The following is a 14,918-nucleotide window of genomic DNA, read 5'->3' on the forward strand; positions in this document are numbered from 1 at the left end:
GCCAAAACTGCACATAAAAAAACGCCTACGGTGGAGCCGCAGGCGTTGGCAAATTGCTCAAAAGATCGTTCGACTATCTACGATAGTTCTCGGCGCTAACCGGGGTGAGGAATTATTCGATAATTCCCGCAACTTCACGAACCAGCTTCGCCAGTTCATCCCATTGCTCGTTGTCAATCAAATCGCCGGGTACCATCCAAGTACCACCACACGCTAAGACTGAAGAAATAGACAAGTAATCTTTAACATTGCTTGGGCTCACGCCACCGGTTGGCATGAATTTTACAGGATAAACCGCAGATAATGCTTTTAGCATCGCGACGCCGCCTGACGGTTCTGCTGGGAAAAACTTCAGCGTACGCAGACCCATTTCCATTGCTTGTTCAACCAAGCTTGGGTTGTTGACACCAGGGACGATGGTCACGTTACGCTGTTGGCAGTATTTCACTGTAGTTGGGTTGAAACCTGGGCTCACAATAAAGTCCACGCCCGCATCAATCGCTTCATCCACTTGCGCGCTTGTCAGCACAGTTCCCGCGCCAATCAACATCTCTGGGTACGCTTCGCGCATGTTTTTGATCGCTAAAGCGGCATCCTCAGTACGGAACGTCACTTCAGCACATGGCAGGCCATTTTCAATCAGCACCTGTGCCAATTTCACTGCCTTGCCTGCGTCTTTGATCGCGATAACAGGGACTACTTTAATTTCTGAAAGTTGTTGGTTCAGATCTTTCATTTCATCGTTCCTTAAATAGTTGGCATCGCTTGGCTTGGAATGATCGCGCCGCGATGTTGAATAACCGTGCCAGCCACTTTGTGCCCAGCAAGCGCAGACTCAGCAACGTCTCCGCCTAAAATTCGTTTTGCAAGATAACCCGCACTAAAAGAATCACCCGCCGCCGTAGTATCCACCACAGCATCGACCTTCAAGGCCGCAACGGTGTGTTGTTGATCTTGTGTTACAACAAAACAGTCGTCCGCGCCACGTTTCACGATGATCTCTTTCACGCCAAAGTTTTTCGTACGACTGATCGCTTCATCTTCGTGCTTATCTCCCCACAGCATGACCTCGTCATCGAAGGTCAAAAATGCCATGTCGGTGACGCTGAGGATCTTTGAGTAAAAATCACGAGCTTGCTCGATGTTAGGCCAGAGCTTAGGGCGGAAGTTGTTATCGAATGCGATTTTCACACCTTCTTTACGGCACATTGTTAGCAGCTCAATCAACATCTGACGACAATCGTCCGAGATGATCGCCAAGCTAATACCACTCAGGTAGATCATTTGATGCTGACAAAGATCTTTCACCAACGACAACAATGCTCGTTCACGCAACCAGTATTTTGCTGCCGCATCATTACGCCAGTAAAAGAAGCTACGCTCGCCATCTTCGGCGGTTTCAATCGCGTAGATGCCTGGCAATTTACCTTCAGAAAGGTAGACCATGTCCGTATTGATCCCCTCTTCACGCCATGCCGTTAGCATTTCACGACTAAACGGATCATGCCCTAATCCCGTCACATACGAAGTTTCGACCCCGTGTTGTTTGGTTAGACGAGAAAGGTACACCGCGGTATTGAGCGTATCACCGCCAAAACCTTGCTGTAGCACGCCGTCATGTTTTTTAAGCTCCACCATACATTCACCGATGATGGCGACACGACTGATTGGGTTCATGGGAAGTCTCCTCAGTATTTGATGTCGCCATTATTGCAATTACAAAACCAGTTAACAATAAAAATAAAACAACGGTTCATTTATTTCGTGAACTTGATCTATCTGCGTGCTTTCTCGGCCAGATTTTGTAGCCATGCAGAGAGCAATTGCGGCCACGCCGCGACAGGCAAACCTTGCGCATCGCGAATACCAAAACCGTGTTTACCTTGCTCAAACAAGTGCATTTCGGTCGCGATTTCGTGCTGGCGAAGTGCTTGCCAAAACACGATGCTGTTTTCCACGCTCACGGCAGTATCGTCACTGGCATGTAAAAGAAAACAAGGCGGCATGTCTGACGTCACCTGTTTTTCTAGCGAGAATCGGAGAAGGTCAGATTCACGTTCCAAATTCGCCAGTAACTCGGCACGCGAGCCCATGTGCGCAATGTCGGTGTTCATACTGATCACCGGGTACATCAAAGCGCAAAAATCGGGCTTGGCAGATACACGGTCCGCCTCATCTTGAAGAGGATAAATATCCAATGCGTGACTCGTCGCTAAGCTCGCTGCAACGTGTCCGCCAGCCGAGAAACCTAAAACACCAATCGATGATAAATGAGACGCCAAAGGCAACTGACGCACCAAACGCATTGCTCGCTGCGCGTCCGCCAGTGGCGTCCAAGCTCCAAATTCATGCCCTTCATTTGGCATGCGATAGGTCATCACAAACACGGTAAAACCTGCTTGGTTCAACACGCGTGCGCTGTCCACCCCTTCTTTATCCACCGAGACTCGCTGATAACCGCCACCAGGCATCAATAAAATACCAATCCCGTTGGATTGCTCTGGTTCAAACACGACCATTTCTGGATGCGTGATCTCAAACACTGCGCGATCTGGTAACAACTCGTTCGGATTTCTTTCTTGATAACTTTGCACCAGATGGGAGGGGATTTGAGGCTCAGACCACAAAGGCAAAACGAGATGCTCAGGAAACCAAGTCTGTAGTGAAGTAATCGGCGCAACGTGCATGGCATTCTCTCCGGCTTAAAAACAAAAAAAGCCAGCACAATGGCTGGCCTTAACCTATTTCCCGATAAAATGAGTGCTTAGTCTAGTAGCGACTTCACATATTCTGTAATTTCAGGTACTTGGCAGTGCGCAAAGAAACACTCTTGGAATTGCGTGCTGCCTACTGCAGTTTTCACTAGCTCTTGGTCGATAGCACGTAGACCTTCAACCACGTCTTTTGCTACCGCTGATTTCACGTTGTTTAGGATAGCCGCGTTCGCTTGCTGAGGTGCTGCACGCTCAATTGGGTAACCTTCGCCGCGTTTGCCTGTGAACGCTTTTTCGAAGATGTAACGAACGTTCAATTCACCCGCCCAACCAAAACCTTTAGCAAATGCTAGAGAAATCGCGTTGCCGTTATTGATTTGATTGAACAGGAACGCGTCTGATGGCTCTAGGCAGTAACCACAAACAACGCCAGGGTGTAGGTTGCAAGACATCAATGCACCTTGGCCAGTACCACAACCAGTTACCACGAAGTCCACAGCTTTTGAGTTCAGCAGAATGCTCGCCATGATACCTAGGTGAATGTAAGTTAGGTGATGGTCGTTTTCATCCGTCATACCAACATTGAAAACATCGTGACCAAGGCCACCTGCTACAGAGTTAAGCTCGCCAGCCACCATTGCGTTTTTCGCTGCTTGGCTGTTTTCCATCATTAGTGCAATTTTCATGTGTTACTCCTGCGGAAACTCCGCATTCAAATTTCAATTCTTAAACAAAATCAACAAAATCTTTGCGCATTGGGGTGAAAGTATCGATAAGTACACCCGCTTTCAGACAAACGCAGCCATGCTCAATGTTTGGTTCTTTGTACATAGTATCGCCCGTTTTGACGATTTTTTTCTCATCACCGATGGTGAATTCAAACTCACCAGAAAGCACGTAAGTCAGCTGCTCGTGCGGGTGTGAGTGCATCGCACCAATTGCACCTTCTTCAAAGTGCACTTCTACCGACATCATGTTGTCGCTGTGTGCCAGTACTTTGCGTGAAATCCCCTCGCCGAGATCTTCCATCGGAATGTCTTGGTTAAATACGAACATGGTTCACCTAATAACTTGATTGATTAATCATGGATTCTGATTGCTGACGATGTAAGCGATAAATCGTCAATAAATTCATCACGATCACGGTCATTTCTAACAGCGTTCCACCAATGGAACCCACCAGAATATTATTGGTTAGCCAGCAAGACGCGCCGAGCAAAAAGCCAATGCGCATCCTGATCCCTGACAAGCAGAACACCGAGTATGTACCAATCACCGTCCCGATAATCGGCCATAAATCACGCCATTGCTCTGCTACCCAAAAGCCACTGACTAAACTGATCACAATAAAGACAGCAGCGACTCGTTTCGACGAGACAAAAATCGCCGTGGTCGTTCTGAGCGCCGACAGCAATGCGCTCAGCGCAGAGACCATCGAGCCCAGCAATAAAAAGTGGAGAAGATGATTGAGGTTAAAAATCAGCATCAAGATTTTTAGGTGCCTGTCATTCTTCTGGTAGAAGACGGAGAATCCCAAACCAAAACTAATAAACCCTAAAGCTTGCGCTAATATCGAGGTATCCACCATCACCTTCTCGCAACTCGATTAGCGCGCTAGCCAGCCACCATCTACTGCGATGGTGTAGCCGTTGATGTAATCCGCAGCTTTAGATGCTAGGAATACACAAGGGCCAGCTAGATCTTCTGGCGTACCCCAACGAGCAGCAGGAATACGGTCTACGATTTCTTTGTTGCGCTGTTCATCGGCACGCAATGCCGCCGTGTTGTTGGTTGCCATGTAACCCGGAGCAATCGCGTTTACGTTGATGCCGTGGCTTGCCCATTCGTTCGCCATTAGGCGAGTCACACCCATTACGCCACTTTTAGACGCAGTGTAAGAAGGCACGCGAATACCGCCTTGGAAAGAAAGCATTGATGCGATGTTGATGATCTTGCCGCCTTCACCTTGCGCGATGAACTGTTTTGCAACCGCTTGAGACATAAAGAACACAGACTTCACGTTGATGTTCATTACGTCATCCCAATCTTGCTCAGAAAACTCGATGGCATCGTTACGACGAATGATGCCCGCGTTGTTCACTAAGATATCAATGCGACCAAGTTCGGTTACTGCGCGGTCAACGATAGTTGGGATGTCGTCTAGTTTCATTAAGTTAGCGCGGATATCGACGAACTTACGGCCTTCAGCCTCTACTTTCTCAATCGTTTCTGTTGGTTCGCTGATGTTTACGCCAACAATGTCACAGCCCGCTTTTGCTAGACCAAGCGCCATACCTTGACCAAGACCAGTGTCACAACCAGTAACAATGGCCACTTTTCCCTCAAGGTTAAATGAATCAAGAATCATGTCGTTTTCCTCAATAGTAGGTAATGTCGTGATTTGGCGTCTTGGCCATGTCACTTTGTATGCATTCATCCTGACCCAAAAAGAAACTGTTTGCAATTTTTTTTGAAAAGGCGTTTTAAAAATATTGATTGCGATCTTGTTTTTCTGGATTCTTTAATTGCGTGGTTTCAAATTTTTGAAAAGGCATTTTAAAAATACTGGTTCTTAAATTTTTCAGCGATATAATGCAGAAAACTAAGAATGAAAGGGGCAACAATGGAAAAGTCGACTCAGCCTGAAGCGGTTTCGTCAGTACTTAAGGTTTTTCATATTCTTCAAGCACTTGGTGAACAGAAAGCCATCGGCGTTTCAGAGCTTTCACAACGTCTAATGATGTCGAAAGCGACTACTTACCGTTTTCTGCAAACCATGAAATCGCTCGGTTACGTGTCTCAAGAAGGCGAAGCGGATAAGTACTCTCTAACACTTAAGCTGTTCGAGTTGGGCGCAAAATCGCTTGAGTACGTCGATCTGATCGAACTGGCCGACAAAGAAATGCGCCACATTTCAGAACAAACCAACGAAGCCTTGCACCTTGGTGCGCTGGATGAAAATGCCATCATTTACATCCACAAAATCGACTCTGGCTACAACCTACGCATGCAATCGCGCATCGGTCGTCGCAATCCGCTCTACAGTACTGCGATTGGTAAAGTGCTGCTTTCTGAGCGCGATGAAAGCTTCGTTCGTGACGTACTGAGCGATGTCGAGTTCATTAAGCACACAGAAAAAACATTGGAAAACACCGATCAAGTGCTAGAAGAATTGGCGAAAGTGCGCGATTTCCACTATGCAGAAGATAACGAAGAGCAAGAACCAGGTCTTCGTTGTATCGCTGCGCCGATTTATGACCGCTTTGGTCAAATCATTGCTGGCTTGTCTATCTCATTCCCAACCATCCGTTTCGATGAAGAGAGAATGGAATATTACGTCGGCTTACTGCATCAAGCAGGTAAAAACATTTCTGAGCAATTGGGTTACCACGATTACCCGGCATAATCAGAAACAAGAGGCAGCCGCGAGGCTGCTTTTTTTGCCACTTAGAACAATGTTGAAACACCGGTTCATTTTAGAGGTAGACCATGGGCACATCCGTCACTCCAAACATCTTCGACTTTTTAATCAAAATTGACCCCTTTGATAAACTGCCAGAACCTGTGGTTGAAAGCATCGCGAATTCCGTCAAGGTCAAGTATCTCGTGAGGGGCGAAACCATCGGTTTTAGCGCCTTGTGCGATCAACGTTACCTCTACATCATCCGAACCGGTGCCATTGAACAGCGCACGCCTAACGGCGAACTGCGTGCGCGCCTTGGGCAAGATGACCAATTTGGTTTTACTTTCCTCGACCCACTCGAAAATGCCGAAGATGGTTACCAAGCGGAAGCGATTGAAGATTCATTGCTCTATTTGATCCCCCATTCTGAGCTAAAACTGGTCAGCGAAGAACACCCAGAATTTGCCGACTATTTTGCCGCCCAGGCCAATGTGCGCTTGAGTTCTGCGGTGAAGTACGTTTGTCGGAAAGAAGAAAAAGGGCTGTTCTTTCGTACTGTTGGCGAGATCGCCAGCGAAAACATTGCGATTGTCGATGTGAACGACTCTATCCGCAGTGTGGCGCAAACCATGTGCGGCAAACAACGCAGCTCCTGTGCCGTTGTGATGAAAGAAGGCGAAATTATTGGCTTAGTCACCGACCGAGATATGACGAAATCGGTCGTCGCGCAAGACATGGATACCAATCAGCCCATTGCCGACGTGATGACGCCAAACCCTGTGTTGATCGAAGACGATGCTAAAGTGATTCAAGCCATTTCCTTGATGCTGCAGTACAACATTCGCTGTTTGCCCGTGGTACATGGCAAGCAAGTGAAAGGACTTCTAACGACAACACATTTAGTGCATAACCACCGCACGCAGTCTTTGTTCTTAATTGAGAAAATCAAATACGCGAGTTCACTCAACGCGCTGGCGGCTTTGAAAGAAGAACGTCAAACCATTTTCCAAGCGTTGGTGGAAAGCGGTGTGAGTGCGGAAATTCAGGGTCGGGTGATGTCGATGATCATGGACGCTTTCACGCGCCGCATCATCCAGCTCAATGAAGAACTGTTGGGCCCACCGCCATGTGATTACGCGTGGTTGGTTGCAGGCTCTCACGCCCGTAACGAAGTGCACATGCTGTCGGACCAAGACAGTGCGATTGTGCTTTCCGATGACGCCACCGAAGAACATAAACTGTACTTCACTCACCTTGCCATGCGGGTGTGTAATGGTTTAGCGGCGTGCGGTTATCCGCTTTGTGACGGCAAGTACATGGCAGCGTCACCAAAGTGGTGTCAGCCAATTCGTCGTTGGAAAGAGTACTATCAGAAATGGGTGGCCAGCCCAGAATACAACAAATTATTGAGCATTAGCGTATTCCTTGAAGTGCGTGCCATTCACGGCAACCGCGAGTTTGTCGACCAAATCCAACAACACTTGCATGATTGTATTCAAAAGAGCCCGAGCTTTATTCCGGCTTTGGTGCGAGACGCGATTGACACTCAGCCGCCACTTGGCATTTTCAACAATTTGGTGTTGGAAAAAGGTGGGGAAAACAGCAACACGTTAAACATCAAAAAGTACGCCTTGAATCTGATCATCGATCTGGCGCGTATTTTCAGTCTTGCTGCTGGCGGCTCGTTAACTGGCACAGAAGAGCGTTTTCGCTACGCAGCCCAGCACGGCACATTGTCGAAAGACAGTGTTGAAAACATCATTGGCGCGTATCGCTTTATTACTCAGGTACGTTTCCGTCATCAACTCAATGCGATTCTGGCAGGCACCACACCTGACAACCACATCGCACCCGATGATTTCAGTAGCTTTGAGCGCAAGCACTTAAAAGATGCATTTAAGATCATCAGTGAGCTGCAAGATGTCGCGAAACTGAAGTTTGTGAAAGGGGCGTAACCATGATTAAACGTTGGTTTAAGCGGTGGGAAACGCCGCTCTCTCCTGAGCAAAAACGCCAAGCCATTCACGTTGTTGACGATTGGCCAATCGTGCTGAAAGACTATCTTCAACAGCCTTTGGTGGATGACTCAACGACCTTGAAGGATTTGAGTTTTGTTGCGTTGGACTTTGAAACCACGGGCGTGGACGCGCAAGGCGATAAAATCTTATCGATTGGCGTGGTTGACCTAACGCTGGACGGCATTGATATCGCCAGCTCCAAAGAGTGGTACATTTGTCACGGACAATTCATCAAACCAGAAACAGCGAAAATTAATGGCTTAACTCCGCAAGATCTCGCCAAAGGACTGCCACTGGATGAAGGCATGAATCGGTTGTTGGAACGCATCACAGGAAAAGTGGTGCTCGCCCACGGATGCTGCATTGAAAAAGCCTTCATTCACGCTTACTTTTCCTCTCGCTACCAAGTAGAGGATTTCCCCGCGTATTTTATCGACACTCTGCAAATCGAAAAGCAGTTTAGCTATGCAGGGAAAAGCGGCGCGCACAGCAGTTATCAGTTGGACGATTTGCGCCGCTACTATCACCTGCCGGGGTACTTATCGCACTCAGCCGCCAGTGATGCCTTGGCGTGCGCGGAATTGTTCTTGGTGCAAAGTAAAAAACTGACCGCGCTTCCGGATGTCACGTTGCGTCAGTTGATGCGCTGATCATGCCAACTCTTGCGCCAAAAAGTCGATCAATAACCGCACTTTTGGCGACAAATTGCGACTTTGCGGATACAACGCCCAAATGCCTTCGCGATCGTCGCGGTAATCGGTTAGCACCTCGACTAACTCACCACTGTCTAATGCTTCTTGAACGTAATAATCCGGCAGCTGCACCAAACCCAGACCGCGTTTCGCTGCGTCCACCAAAGCAAAACCGCTGTTGCATTTAATCCGTCCCGACACGCGTAAAGATTTATCGCGTTTATTTTCCTTAAAGTGCCAATAGTCGACAGAGCCAACTAAGCACTGATGCCATCCCAATTCCGACAACGTATGTGGCTCACCAAAACGCTCCAAATACATCGGACTGGCACACACATAGTTTTGGCGCGACGAAAGACGTTTAGCGATCATGCTGGAATCTTGCAAGCGGCCAAGACGAATCGCTACGTCTACACCTTGCTCAATCAAATCCAGCTTTTGGTTGGTCAGCACTAAATCAAGGTCCACACGCGGGTACTTTTCCAAAAACTGATGCAAAAGCGGCGCGAGGTTCATTTCCCCATACGTCACAGGAGCCGTCACGCGCAGCAAACCGCGCGGTTCGGTCTGCATTTGCGTTACGGCAAGCTCGGCCAGTTCTAACCCTTCCACCAAATGTTTACACTGCTGGTAATAGAGTTGTCCGGCTTCAGACAGGGAGACTTTTCGCGTCGTGCGATGCAGCAATTTCACCGCAAGTCGTTCTTCAAGAGCTGATACCCGACGACTGATTTGTGCCACCGATGTTTTCAGCTTAGCTGCTGCTCCGGTAAAACTGTTGGTTTCCGCCACAGCAACAAATTCGCTGACCCCTTCCCAATTCGCCATGCTGTATTCCTGTCGACCTCTTTTAGACAAATAGTGATGAAAATGTTCTCGTCGCGCTACGCTTTGAAAACGGGAGAATTTTACGCGTCAGGCAACGGACGAAGATCGCCGTACTGCGCATCAAGCTCAATGCCGAAGTATTCTTTCAATGCATCCAGATAGGCTTGGCCCGGCTCTAACTCCAATTCTGTCTGCTCACCTTGGCTGGTGTATTTCAGTGTGTAGTTAAGCAATGTCACCAACCCACTTTCTGTTGCTTTCGCCGCGACTCTTGCGCTGGTAAAACGCGAGTGAGGAGAAGTGGAGGTAAAAAAGTTGCCACACGCGATGTCACCCGCAAACACAAACTCTAAATCGAAGCTATAAAGGTTGTTCCATGTGTCCGTTCCGTCCGTTGACAACACTTGAAGGAAGTAACCAAACTGAGCATCTTCGACAAAGCGGAAGGTTTGTAAATCCGTCTGAATCACTTGGTTGAGGATAAACGGCAATGGCGCGCGCGGCGTATTGGAGCCAAAGCCTACATCGACAATCCATGCTTGTTCATCCAGCGTCACCAACGTGATTTGATGGCTGCGACCTGTCGGCGTCCCCATCACGTGAACACGCCCAAGTAAGCTGCGCGCTTCAAACCCGAGGGTCTTGAGCACATCGAGCATTAAGCCATTCAGTTCAAAGCAGTAGCCACCACGGGAGTGATACACGGTTTTTTGAATGATGTCTTCAATCTCAACAGAGATGCCACGCTGCAACGAAATATCAAAGTTCTCAAACGGCAGGCAACGGTGCTGCGCTACGTGAATCTTGTGCAATGACTCCAAATCGGCGGGTAACTCACTCGGCAAACCGAGCTTGGTTAAATAGGCATTCAGATCCGTCTTGTTCATAATCACTCTTACTTCGCTGATGGGTTGATTGCGTTCTACTCTAGCCCCTCTACCTAACTTCAGGTCAACTGCCTTTTCCGCTTTCCCTTCCGCGTTGAGGAGGCATCACACTCTTATAATCTGCTTACCTTACCATTATTACGTATATGTAAAAATCATTTTCAAAATGGACGGATTATCATTTTTATTGAAACACCTAGAATGGACACCAACAAAACGACGCAGCGCAGTAAGCAAACCTTAACTACGCTTATTACGTCACTCCATATACTGAGAATATAAAGGAAAATCCAATGACTGTTGAAATCAAACCTGGTCAAACTCACATCAAATCCAAGGCAATGGTTGCATGGGCCGCTGGCGAACCACTGAAAATGGAAGAAGTGGATGTACAGCTTCCTAAAGCGGGTGAAGTGCTAGTGCGCATCGTCGCAACAGGTGTTTGTCATACTGATGCGTTCACTCTGTCAGGCGACGATCCAGAAGGCATCTTCCCTTCGATTCTTGGTCACGAAGGTGGCGGTATTGTTGAAATGGTGGGCGAAGGCGTTACCAGCGTTGAGGTTGGCGACCACGTGATTCCTCTTTACACCGCAGAATGTGGCGAGTGTAAGTTCTGTAAATCGGGCAAAACCAACCTTTGTCAGGCCGTGCGTGAAACACAAGGTAAAGGTCTGATGCCCGATGGTACAAGCCGTTTTTCTATCAACGGTGAAACCATCTTCCACTACATGGGTTGTTCTACTTTCTCTGAGTACACAGTACTCCCTGAAATCTCGCTAGCGAAAGTAAACAAAGATGCACCACTTGAAGAAGTGTGTCTGTTAGGTTGTGGCGTAACAACCGGTATGGGCGCAGTTATGAATACGGCAAAAGTTGAAAAAGGCGACACGGTTGCGATATTCGGTCTGGGTGGTATCGGTCTTTCAGCGATCATCGGTGCACGCATGGTGGGTGCAAGCCGCATCATCGGTATCGATATCAACGAAAGCAAATTCGATCTTGCAAAACAGCTAGGCGCAACCGATGTGATTAACCCACAGAAATTCGATAAGCCTATCCAAGAAGTGATTGTTGAAATGACTGACGGTGGTGTTGACTACTCATTCGAGTGTATCGGTAACGTAAACGTGATGCGTCAAGCACTTGAATGTTGTCACAAAGGTTGGGGGGAATCGGTGATCATCGGTGTTGCGGGTGCAGGTCAAGAGATCTCAACTCGTCCGTTCCAACTAGTAACTGGTCGTGTATGGCGTGGCAGCGCTTTCGGTGGTGTTAAAGGCCGCTCTGAGCTTCCAGAAATCGTAAACCGTTACATGGCTGGTGAGTTTGGATTGCAAGAGTTCATTACTCATACAATGGGATTGGCTGACGTAAACAAAGCGTTTGATCTGATGCACGAAGGTAAGAGCATCCGTACTGTTATTCATATGGATCAATAATGCTGCCTCAGGCTCTCCTTTTGGGGAGCCTGAATTCATTCTGTTGTTAGAGAGTTTATTCATGACCATTGAAAATGTAAGCCAGGCCAAAGTGTTTGGCGGTTGGCACAAACAATATACACACGAATCCAAAGCCCTAAACTGCACGATGCGCTTTGCGATTTTCTTACCACCGAATGCAACTAAATCGAACCCCGTACCCGCTTTGTACTGGCTATCTGGTTTAACCTGCACCGATGAAAACTTTATGCAGAAAGCGGGCGCATTTCGTATGGCGGCCGAGCTTGGCATTGCGATCATTGCTCCGGACACGAGTCCAAGAGGCGAAGGTATCGCTGACGATGAAAACTATGACCTGGGTAAAGGAGCTGGCTTTTACCTTAATGCGACTCAAGCACCTTGGTCACTGCATTACTTCATGTACGATTACGTGACTAAAGAGTTACCAGAGATCATTGAAAGCAATTTCCCTGTCTCAGAAGTAAAATCGATTTCTGGGCACAGCATGGGAGGTCACGGAGCATTAACCATTGGTCTGAAAAACGCAGAACAATATCGCTCAATCTCGGCGTTTAGCCCTATCTGTAACCCAGTCCAATGCCCTTGGGGACAAAAAGCCTTTACTGCTTACTTAGGCAAAGATATTGAAAGCTGGAAGCGATACGATGCAAGTGAGCTTCTCAAGCAAAAACCATCACCACTTCCTATTTTGGTTGATCAAGGTGATGCTGATGGCTTCCTCAACGAGCAACTTAGGCCAGAAGCGCTGGTTGCTGCAGCAAAAGTTCATGATTCAAACCTGAACTTAAGAATGCAATCTGGTTATGACCATAGCTATTATTTCATCTCAAGCTTTATTGACGATCATCTCAACTTCCATGCGAAGTATTTGTTTGCCTAATTCATAGAAGTAACTTGATGAATTAAAAAATAAAGTCACCTACCTAGGTGGCTTTATTTTTGGTGCGTATTAACATACCAATCTTAAATAACATTGGAATAAAGATAGAGAACAATGTGAGGATGAAATCGGGTTTGCTTATACCTCAATCATTAACCCTTCTAATTCTCATTCACAATACAATTCATCGGTTGAAAATAGGATTAATTTCCATTAAAAATCTGCGAACTGACACGAATTCGTTATAGAGAGAAATAATAACGCATATTTCTGACCTTTTAATTAAGAAGTCACTTAATAACCTTGACGTACAGTAAACCGACAGTTACTTTTCAAACATAACATATTATAAAATCTCATCCGGTTGGCTCTATTATTACAATTACAAATAAAGTACCGCTAGCACCTTTGTCCTAGCTCAGCAAAAAGAATAAAACTCAAAGGGCATATGATGAAAAAGATAGTCGCGCTAGGTCTGTTTTTTGTTGCGCCATTCTTATCTGCAAGTACGATCGTATTTAGCAGTAGCCAACAACCTAGTGTCACATTAAAACTGGAAGAGATTCAATCTTTACCAACCACCAGCTACACAACCACGCTGCCTTGGATCCCTGCTTCTTCTGAATTTCTTGGGGTCAAACTTAGCACGCTCCTCACCCACGTCTATGGCAAAGTGCCAGAACAAGTTGATGTCAGTAGCTTGAATGACTATCACTCGACACTGTCTCGACAAGACATTCTTAGATACCAACCAATACTGGCTTACCAACAAGATCAACACTATATAAAAGTCAGGAATAAGGGGCCATTTTGGGTAATATACTCTCTTAGTCTCTATCCTGAGCTCAACTACAATAAATATCACGCGCAAATGGTCTGGCAAGTAAATGAGATGAAAGCAAAATAATAAGAATGAAGTTATCAGAACCCACCTATCAAAAGCAGAGAGCACCACAATACTCTACAACCAGTAAAATGTTGCTTGTGGTGTTTGCCACTTCTTTGCTTCTCGCAAATGTATTGCTTCTGCAGCAGACACGCGCACTGTCACAAAACTTTAATAATGAGCAAAAACAAGCAACCTGGTTTTTATTCCAACTCTCTAAAGAGCTTTCGGAGCTTGTCGGAGAAGCGAGACGAGTCGATGAAAATGTATTAAATATCGAAGGTGCAGAGCTGCAATATGAATTGGCCTGGAGTAGATTCGATTTATTAATTAGTAGTAATGAAGCCTACACTTTTTTCTCTCGAAATAATATGCATCAGTATTTCATTGATCTTTTTGAGGAATTTCAGGGGCTGGAAGCGCAATTAGTTGAAGCAAGAACTGGCGATAGCCAAGCTGCGGCTCAATTTTATCGATCCACTCAAACACTGTACTTAAGCTTGGTCGATTTCGTTAATCAGAACTTTCGCCTAAGCAGCAAAGTCTATGAGGCACAGAAAGGAGAAACGCAACGGTTAATGCAAGCGCAGTATATGCTGTTTGCTACATTCGTTTTGTCGATCCTGTCTCTGACTTATTTCTTTTATCGTGAATCCCATTTCCATAGAAAACTGGCGCTCAGCGACCCACTGACTCATCTTGGAAATCGCAATGCACTATTTATCAACCTAAATGAGCTCACTCAAGAGAAAAGGCCTTTTTCTCTGTGGATTTTAGATTTAAATGGTTTTAAAAGTGTCAACGATACACACGGTCACCAAGTGGGAGACACCGTACTGCGTGAAATTGCTAGACGGCTTAAATCTATGGCGTTGAATGATTTTACCGTCTATCGCATGGGAGGCGATGAGTTCGCCGTCATCCTCGAAGGGGAGCATGTTGATGAAGAAGGCGTTCGTGAGCATATCAATGCGGTATTTGATGCGCCAATACTAAATTCCGACAACGTCGCAACACTATCAACCAGCATGGGCTTAGCGCAATACCCAAAAGACAGTAACAATGTTGACTTTCTTATCAGCATAGCGGATAAGCGCATGTACAAAATGAAATTTCAACGTTAAACGGTATTTATGATGAGAAAGTT

At 46.6% G+C, this 14,918-nt stretch carries 16 protein-coding genes; 7 read left to right on the plus strand and 9 right to left on the minus strand.

Annotated elements, in window-relative coordinates:
- Window positions 1-112: 112 nt before the first annotated feature.
- The 7 genes from VEA_RS19585 to kduD form a co-directional block, all read right to left on the minus strand.
- On the minus strand, window positions 113-736 hold the full coding sequence (locus VEA_RS19585; protein WP_005460834.1) for a bifunctional 4-hydroxy-2-oxoglutarate aldolase/2-dehydro-3-deoxy-phosphogluconate aldolase: 624 nt from the start codon (window positions 734-736) through the stop codon (window positions 113-115).
- A gap of 11 nt (window positions 737-747) precedes the next feature.
- A complete protein-coding gene (gene kdgK, locus VEA_RS19590) occupies window positions 748-1,677 on the minus strand; it encodes a 2-dehydro-3-deoxygluconokinase (protein ID WP_006740957.1) in 930 nt (309 codons plus the stop codon).
- Between the two features lie 98 nt (window positions 1,678-1,775).
- Window positions 1,776-2,687 (minus strand): alpha/beta hydrolase, encoded by a 912-nt coding sequence (locus VEA_RS19595; RefSeq protein ID WP_012842396.1) that lies wholly within the window; start codon window positions 2,685-2,687, stop codon window positions 1,776-1,778.
- Between the two features lie 77 nt (window positions 2,688-2,764).
- Window positions 2,765-3,400 carry an RpiB/LacA/LacB family sugar-phosphate isomerase gene (locus VEA_RS19600; RefSeq protein WP_006740954.1) on the minus strand — a complete coding sequence of 212 codons (636 nt, stop codon included), beginning with the start codon at window positions 3,398-3,400 and terminating at the stop codon, window positions 2,765-2,767.
- A gap of 40 nt (window positions 3,401-3,440) precedes the next feature.
- Window positions 3,441-3,770 carry a cupin domain-containing protein gene (locus VEA_RS19605; RefSeq protein ID WP_006740953.1) on the minus strand — a complete coding sequence of 110 codons (330 nt, stop codon included), beginning with the start codon at window positions 3,768-3,770 and terminating at the stop codon, window positions 3,441-3,443.
- Between the two features lie 7 nt (window positions 3,771-3,777).
- Entirely contained in the window at window positions 3,778-4,302 is a 525-nt protein-coding gene (locus tag VEA_RS19610; protein WP_025501296.1) for a YgjV family protein, read from the minus strand.
- An 18-nt stretch (window positions 4,303-4,320) separates the two neighbouring features.
- The gene (kduD, locus tag VEA_RS19615) at window positions 4,321-5,082 is read right to left on the minus strand and encodes a 2-dehydro-3-deoxy-D-gluconate 5-dehydrogenase KduD (RefSeq protein ID WP_005482916.1); all 762 of its coding nucleotides are present in this window, start codon (window positions 5,080-5,082) and stop codon (window positions 4,321-4,323) included.
- Between the two features lie 255 nt (window positions 5,083-5,337).
- Between kduD and kdgR the strand changes: the two genes are divergently transcribed.
- The 3 genes from kdgR to VEA_RS19630 all read left to right on the plus strand — a co-directional run bounded on the left by kdgR (window position 5,338) and on the right by VEA_RS19630 (window position 8,785).
- The gene (gene kdgR / locus VEA_RS19620) at window positions 5,338-6,120 is read left to right on the plus strand and encodes a DNA-binding transcriptional regulator KdgR (RefSeq protein ID WP_005460804.1); all 783 of its coding nucleotides are present in this window, start codon (window positions 5,338-5,340) and stop codon (window positions 6,118-6,120) included.
- A gap of 83 nt (window positions 6,121-6,203) precedes the next feature.
- Window positions 6,204-8,072, plus strand: coding sequence for a DUF294 nucleotidyltransferase-like domain-containing protein (locus VEA_RS19625; protein ID WP_005482867.1), 1,869 nt, complete (start codon window positions 6,204-6,206; stop codon window positions 8,070-8,072).
- A 2-nt stretch (window positions 8,073-8,074) separates the two neighbouring features.
- Window positions 8,075-8,785 carry a 3'-5' exonuclease gene (locus VEA_RS19630; RefSeq protein ID WP_006740951.1) on the plus strand — a complete coding sequence of 237 codons (711 nt, stop codon included), beginning with the start codon at window positions 8,075-8,077 and terminating at the stop codon, window positions 8,783-8,785.
- On the opposite strand, the gene VEA_RS19635 is transcribed toward VEA_RS19630, so the two are convergent.
- Window positions 8,786-9,655, minus strand: a complete 870-nt coding sequence (locus tag VEA_RS19635) for a LysR family transcriptional regulator (protein WP_006740950.1) — start codon at window positions 9,653-9,655, stop codon at window positions 8,786-8,788. It abuts the gene before it with no gap.
- Between the two features lie 80 nt (window positions 9,656-9,735).
- Window positions 9,736-10,542 (minus strand): arylamine N-acetyltransferase family protein, encoded by an 807-nt coding sequence (locus VEA_RS19640; RefSeq protein ID WP_006740949.1) that lies wholly within the window; start codon window positions 10,540-10,542, stop codon window positions 9,736-9,738.
- A 293-nt stretch (window positions 10,543-10,835) separates the two neighbouring features.
- On the opposite strand from VEA_RS19640, the gene VEA_RS19645 reads away from it, so the two are divergent.
- From VEA_RS19645 to VEA_RS19660, 4 genes are all read left to right on the plus strand, one after another.
- Window positions 10,836-11,984: an S-(hydroxymethyl)glutathione dehydrogenase/class III alcohol dehydrogenase gene (locus VEA_RS19645; protein WP_005391984.1), complete on the plus strand. Its 1,149-nt coding sequence runs from the start codon at window positions 10,836-10,838 to the stop codon at window positions 11,982-11,984.
- Between the two features lie 61 nt (window positions 11,985-12,045).
- Window positions 12,046-12,885, plus strand: a complete 840-nt coding sequence (fghA, locus tag VEA_RS19650) for an S-formylglutathione hydrolase (RefSeq protein ID WP_006740948.1) — start codon at window positions 12,046-12,048, stop codon at window positions 12,883-12,885.
- A 451-nt stretch (window positions 12,886-13,336) separates the two neighbouring features.
- Window positions 13,337-13,792, plus strand: a complete 456-nt coding sequence (locus tag VEA_RS19655; protein WP_005391987.1) for a putative pterin-binding protein — start codon at window positions 13,337-13,339, stop codon at window positions 13,790-13,792.
- Between the two features lie 5 nt (window positions 13,793-13,797).
- Entirely contained in the window at window positions 13,798-14,895 is a 1,098-nt protein-coding gene (locus VEA_RS19660; protein WP_005391988.1) for a GGDEF domain-containing protein, read from the plus strand.
- The last annotated feature ends 23 nt before the right edge of the window (window positions 14,896-14,918 follow it).

It is taken from the genome of Vibrio antiquarius (genome assembly GCF_000024825.1).
Classification (GTDB): Bacteria; Pseudomonadota; Gammaproteobacteria; order Enterobacterales; family Vibrionaceae; genus Vibrio; species Vibrio diabolicus.